The following is a 1360-nucleotide window of genomic DNA, read 5'->3' as shown; positions in this document are numbered from 1 at the left end:
TTTTCTGTAAATTTATCAGAAAGCTGATTATTTACAGACTTCTTATCACTACGCGCTGTCTCAATATTGCCAGCGGCAGTAATTGCTGATTGAACCTTTTCAGGAGTAAGCTGCTCGTTATACTTAAGCACCACAGAGCCGGAAGTTTTTGGCGGCACAAGCGTTACAGCACGGAATACGTTTGTTTTATAAGCAACAGTTTCGTTATTATCTTTAGTTACGTACACGAAAATAGAGCGACTGGCTGTATACTTCTCAGCGCCTCCATTAAGGTTACCATCCCTAAAAAGAGTTGTCATCTTAAGGTCAGCAGAACCATCATTATTCGCAGTAAACTCATATTCGCCAGAATAAGCTTGGTGTTTACCTGAATTTTTCGAGTAAAAATCAATACCTCTCTCACTTTTCTCATTATTGAAACCATTCGTCTTAGCAGGGAAAATAGCGATACTGGTAATATTGCCATCTTTTGGCTTTGCAAAATGGAAAGTAATAGTATGCTTTTCACCATCTACGCTGTATGTATTGTCTGAGCTTCCCCAGCCATACACGTTCGGCATAGTGTCAGCGTTATTCTCGTCAATATCAATCTTGGTATTAGAGGTATCCGTTGTGTCTGGATTAATTTTATTAGGATCTTGACCTGCTGAACCATCAGAAGCGCGATCTTGATTTTCAGTTGCAGTCTCGTCGGTTGGCTGAGCATCAGGCAACGAGCGCTTACCACGAATCTTTACAACAGTCGATTTATTTTCAGTACCATCAGTATTTACAGTATTCTCGGATTTCTGCTCAGCCTGCTTATTGGTATTCTCAGCCTTATACCCAGCCTCTTTATTAGCTTCAGTCTGATTCTTATCGCCAGCTTCAGCCTTCTTACCAGTCCCAGCATTCTCACCAGCAGTCACAGGCGTCTGAGCTACATCCGGCTTAGTATCAGGAGTACCACTCACCTCCGCCGCCATTGCCGGAGTTGCACCAAAAGCGAACGACGCACCAGCTAACACGCCTGCAGCGCCAACCGTAAACGCCGCCACCTTGCGAGCATCCACAGCCTTCGCAATCGCGTTACTTACTGCAGCATCCAATGTAACCTTGCGTGCGTGCTTTCCGGAATTTGAATTTATCATAATGATATCTCCTTAATATCGATTCTCTCTGAATAAGTCTTTATGAATTTATTAGTGAAGAGCTTTATGTAGTAATCAAACGCTGATTGAACTACAATCAGATACATATAAAACTTCCACTCAGCTTTCAAAAGCACGAATCCCTTGTTGAGATTTATGTTCAATAATACCTAATATATGAATATTTTGCAATGTATCTGTTATGATGCATAGCCTACTAACCCCCCCCC

General features: G+C 42.0%; 1 pseudogene. It reads right to left on the bottom strand.

The window, feature by feature from the left end:
* Positions 1 to 1130 (bottom strand): annotated as a pseudogene (locus A5295_RS05965) (peptidase); the annotation flags it as partial.
* Between the last annotated feature and the right edge of the window lie 230 nt (positions 1131 to 1360).

Source organism: Gardnerella sp. 26-12 (assembly GCF_001660745.1).
GTDB classification, from domain to species: domain Bacteria; phylum Actinomycetota; class Actinomycetes; order Actinomycetales; family Bifidobacteriaceae; genus Bifidobacterium; species Bifidobacterium swidsinskii.
This window is presented reverse-complemented; position numbering and strand designations above follow the sequence as displayed.